This is a genomic window from Corynebacterium sp. (assembly GCF_043426755.1).
In the GTDB taxonomy this organism is placed as follows: domain Bacteria; phylum Actinomycetota; class Actinomycetes; order Mycobacteriales; family Mycobacteriaceae; genus Corynebacterium.
Genome location: NZ_JBHWRP010000009.1, coordinates 1 through 3,702, shown reverse-complemented (window position 1 = coordinate 3,702; position 3,702 = coordinate 1). Strand labels below are relative to the sequence as shown.

6 protein-coding genes are annotated in these 3,702 nt (G+C 63.5%); 3 read left to right on the top strand and 3 right to left on the bottom strand.

The window, feature by feature from the left end; genetic code table 11:
- The 3 genes from ACHFGA_RS01220 to ACHFGA_RS01210 form a co-directional block, all read right to left on the bottom strand.
- Positions 1 to 119: endonuclease/exonuclease/phosphatase family protein (locus ACHFGA_RS01220; protein WP_394280656.1), on the bottom strand; the 119-nt coding region annotated here is incomplete at its 3' end.
- Positions 120 to 129: 10 nt separating this feature from the next.
- Positions 130 to 1,143, bottom strand: a complete 1,014-nt coding sequence (locus ACHFGA_RS01215) for a GNAT family N-acetyltransferase (RefSeq protein ID WP_394280655.1) — start codon at positions 1,141 to 1,143, stop codon at positions 130 to 132.
- Positions 1,143 to 1,715, bottom strand: a complete 573-nt coding sequence (locus tag ACHFGA_RS01210) for a peptide deformylase (RefSeq protein ID WP_018581028.1) — start codon at positions 1,713 to 1,715, stop codon at positions 1,143 to 1,145. The genes ACHFGA_RS01215 and ACHFGA_RS01210 overlap by 1 nt, the downstream gene beginning before the upstream one ends.
- 16 nt (positions 1,716 to 1,731) lie before the next feature.
- Here ACHFGA_RS01210 and ACHFGA_RS01205 point away from each other — a divergent pair, with 16 nt between their 5' ends.
- The 3 genes from ACHFGA_RS01205 to ACHFGA_RS01195 form a co-directional block, all read left to right on the top strand.
- Positions 1,732 to 1,965, top strand: a complete 234-nt coding sequence (locus ACHFGA_RS01205; protein ID WP_237559289.1) for a DUF3263 domain-containing protein — start codon at positions 1,732 to 1,734, stop codon at positions 1,963 to 1,965.
- A gap of 10 nt (positions 1,966 to 1,975) precedes the next feature.
- Entirely contained in the window at positions 1,976 to 2,809 is an 834-nt protein-coding gene (locus ACHFGA_RS01200; protein WP_394280654.1) for a LytR C-terminal domain-containing protein, read from the top strand.
- On the top strand, positions 2,809 to 3,702 hold an 894-nt coding region (locus ACHFGA_RS01195), incomplete at its 3' end, for a glutamate--cysteine ligase (protein WP_394280653.1). The genes ACHFGA_RS01200 and ACHFGA_RS01195, both read left to right, overlap by 1 nt.

The window sequence follows — 3,702 nt, the reverse complement described above, 5'->3', positions numbered from 1 at the left end:
TCGTCGGCGGTTTTGGTTTCTTGCATGGCCAAGACGTCGATGTCGTTGCGCTCGAGGGCGGCGATGATGCGCTCGGCGCGGGTGCGGACGGAGTTGACGTTCCAAGTGGCAATGCGCATGGCAGTAATCCTATTCTTTTTCGCTCTCCGTGGCGAAGGCATCGGCCGTCGCGTAGCGGTGCCGGTGGTGTTCGATGAATCCAAGTTTTTCGTACAGGCCAATCCCCGCCGCATTGGTGGAGATGACCTGTAGGTACGCGTGGGTTGCTTGACGACGAGCGCCCCACCGCAACATTTCTTGACCGAGGCGGGTGCCCAGCCCTTTGCGGCGGTAGTCCTCTGCGACCTCTACTGCGGAGTAGCCCAGCCACCGCCTGCCGTCTTCGCTGTCGGTGATGGTGCCGCGGGTGATCGCGACCGTGCGGCCTTCCGGGGTGCGCAGCCTGCCGAAGCCGAGCTCGCCGTCGATGGTGTTGGAAAGTTCGCGTAGTGCTTCCACGGGCAGTTCTTGGCCGCGGAAGTGGTACATGTCCAGCCAGTCCCGGTCGGGTTTCTCGTCGACGGAAAACGCTAGAGCGTTTTCGTCGGGGGCAGCGAAGCTGACCCCCAGTTCCCGCGTCATCACGAGAATCTCAGGCGATAGCGTCCACCCTTCGTGCTGGGCTACCCATCTTTCGGCGGCGGCGCCGATGCGTTCGGGGATGAGAAGTTGTACGGGCATGTCGCGCTGGCGGTAGAACTCGGTGATCTCGTCGATCGGCAAGGGCTCAAAACCTACCGAGCGGCCCAGGGGAGTGGCTGAGTTGGACCGTTCCGCGATCTCGGCGCCGGCGCGCGCCAGCCAGCCGCCGCACCACTGCTGCTCGCGGCCGGGGAAGGCCAGAGCGGTGGCTGTTTCGACGGCACGGATGTCGGAGTTGCGGATCCTGCGCGGGCTCAGGCGCTTGATGATGTGCAGCTCCTCGGGTGTCACGGTAATCGTCGGCAAGCTGGAGGGGTAGCCGCCGACCTCTTGCGGGCGCAGGACCAGCGGTTCAAGCGAGACGACGTGGCCGATGACGTCAGAAAACTGGTCGCCGATCCGGCGGCGTACCACGACGCGTTCGCCGACCGAGACCTCGTCGGAACGGAAAATGCGACTCATTAGTGTCCGAAGGGGTCCTCATCGACGCCGGGCATCCAGGTGTTGCCCGGCTCGGTCCACCCGTTCGCCTTTACTACCTTCTTGGCCTGGCGCTTGTAGCGACCGGTGAGCACGTCCAGGTAGGTAAAGCCATCCAGGTGGCCCATCTCGTGCTGCAGGCAGCGGGCGAAAAAGCCATAGCCTTCGACCTCGACCTCGTTGCCGTTTTCGTCGAGACCGGTGCACTTTGCCCAGTCGGCACGGCCGGTGGGGAAGCCCTCGCCCGGCACGGAGAGGCAGCCTTCGTCGTCGGAGCCGTCGTCGGCGGGCATGGTCTTGGGGATCTCGCTGGTTTCCAGCACGGGGTTGATCAGGGTGCCGCGGCGGATTTCGCCGTTGTCTGGGCAGGCGTAGACGAAGATGCGCTTATTGATGCCGATCTGGTTCGCCGCCAGCCCCACCCCATTGGCCGCATCCATAGTCTCATGCATGTCGGCGATGAGTTCCTGCAGGTCCTCAATAGGTTCGGTGACTTCCTCGCAACGGTTGTGCAGGACAGGGTCGCCGTGAATCACGATTGGTCGAATGGTCATGCCCTACAGTTTAGGCATGCCCCAGAAACTGAACGACGAGGACCTCCGCCTGCTGGACTTCGAAGCCCGAGCCCCGCGTTCCGTCGGCGCGAAGGAGGACGCGATCCGGCGCGAGCTCGGCCTGAGCGCGGTGCGGTATTACCAGCGCCTCAACATGCTTATCGACGACCCCCTGGCCCTGGCGGCGCGTCCGCAATTAGTACGGCGTCTGCAGCGTGTCCGAGATGGCAATAGTGGCGGAAGTGACTAATGTTGCGTGTGTGACTAATGAGAATCAGAACGATGACTTCTTCGATGACAACGTAGAAACTGACGAGGCTGCCGCGGGCTCTACCTCTGCAAGCTCGACCGCCGCAGGTGGTGCCGCCGCGGGTGCCTTCCCTTACCGTGGCCTGGCCATGATCCTGATCGCGGTGGCCGTCGCATTGGGCCTCTGGGCGCTCTATGCGCTGACCCAGGGCGGTGACTCTGAGAACACCGCAGCTTCCGGCGATACAGACTCCACCGTCTCTGCCGAACAGGGTGCCGACGGCAACGCAGGCACTGAGGGTGCAAACGGTGCCAACAACGCTGAGGGCGCTAACCGTCCCGAAGGTGCTGACCGCGGAGGTGCTGGCGACGCAGGCCGCGAAGGCGATGCCGCGCGCGAGGGCGAGGGCGCTGACCGCGCCGGCGATGCAGCCCGCGACCGCGATGCCAACCGCGCGCCAGCTGCCGCGGATGGCGCAGACCGGGCGGGGGACTCGTCGACAAGCGGTCGCGGAGCGGCGAACACTCCGGACGCACCGAAGGCCGACGTAGTGAACGTCTACAACAACTCCACCATCACCGGCCTGGCAGCGGACGTGTCGGAGAAGCTGCGCGAGGACGGCACGAAGGTCGGCGTTGAGTCCGGCAATATTCCCGAAGAGCGGATGATCCTCACGGAGACCACGGTCTTCTTTGATCCGGCGGTCGACGGCGCAGAGAAGAAGGCGCGCGATCTTGCCGACAAGGTCGGTGGTGTTGCGCGCGCTAATGTTGATACTCTTCCCAAGGAAGCAACTGAGGGCGGTGCCCTCACCCTCGTACTGACAGAACAGGTAAACCTCTAGTGGATCCATACCGGGACTTTGCGCGCTCACCCGAACCCACCCTTGGCGTGGAGTGGGAGATCTGCCTCGTTGACCCAGAAACGCGCGACCTCGTACCTTTCGCCGTGGAAGTGATCGAGGAGGTTGAGCAACGCAATCCCGGCCTGCACCTGGAACGCGAATTCCTGCAAAACACCATCGAACTGGTCACCCCTGTCTGCCACACAACGCCTGAGGCAGTGGCCTATCTCGACGACACCTTAGGCAAGATCCGCGAAGTCACCGAGGAGCGCGGCCTGCGCCTGTGGGCCAGCGGCGGCCACCCCTTTTCCGATTTCCGCAAGCAGCCGGTCTCGGCGAAGATGACCTACGCGGAGATCATCAACCGCACCAAGTACTGGGGGCAGCAGATGCTGCTCTGGGGCATCCACGTGCACGTTGGCGTGCGGCACGAAGACCGCGTGTGGCCCATCATCAACGCGCTGATGACAAAATATGCGCACCTGCTAGCGATCTCAGCGTCCTCGCCGGGCTGGGACGGTTTGGATACCGGCTACGCCTCGAACCGCACCATGCTTTACCAGCAGCTGCCCACCGCCGGCATGCCCTACCAGTTCGGTTCGTGGGAGGAATGGGTCCAGTTCATGACGGACCAGCGCACCTCCGGCGTGATCAACCACACCGGTTCCATGCACTTCGATATCCGCCCCGCCGCCAAGTGGGGCACCATCGAGGTGCGCATTAGTGATGCCACATCCAACCTGCGCGAACTTGCCGCCATCGTGGCGCTGACGCACTGCTTGGTCGTCTACTACGATTCGCTTATCGACGAGGGCGTGGAACTTCCCACCCTGCAGCCGTGGCACGTCGCCGAAAATAAGTGGCGTGGTGCCCGCTACGGTTTGGAAGCTTTG

Excerpts from the sequence above, each read along its gene's own strand:
- ACHFGA_RS01215 (WP_394280655.1), bottom strand. The coding sequence starts at position 1,143 with ATGAGTCGCATTTTCCGTTCCGACGAGGTCTCGGTCGGCGAACGCGTC.
- ACHFGA_RS01210 (WP_018581028.1), bottom strand. The coding sequence starts at position 1,715 with ATGACCATTCGACCAATCGTGATTCACGGCGACCCTGTCCTGCACAAC.
- ACHFGA_RS01205 (WP_237559289.1), top strand. The coding sequence starts at position 1,732 with ATGCCCCAGAAACTGAACGACGAGGACCTCCGCCTGCTGGACTTCGAA.